Genomic DNA, 242 nt, shown 5'->3' on the forward strand with positions numbered 1-242 from the left:
GGCGGACTGAAAGCCGTGTTCGGCACCGACGAGCGTCGAGCGCAGTTCCCTGACCTCGACTGGACCGTCACCGCCGGGAACGCGTCGCAGATCACCGATGGTGCGGCGGCCCTGTTGGTGATGAGCGAGGAGCGGGCCTCGCAGTTGGGTCTGCGGCCCCGGGCCAGAATCGTCGCCTCCGCGGTGATCGGCGACGATCCTCTACTGATGCTCACCGGCCCGATCCCGGCGACCGAAAAGGT

The 242-nt window shown here is 68.2% G+C and carries 1 protein-coding gene; it reads left to right on the plus strand.

Annotated elements, in window-relative coordinates; translation table 11 throughout:
• Window positions 1-242: thiolase family protein (locus ACY0MJ_RS22495; RefSeq protein ID WP_462640785.1), on the plus strand; the 242-nt coding region annotated here is incomplete at both ends.

Source organism: Ramlibacter sp. bp-362 (assembly GCF_054956735.1).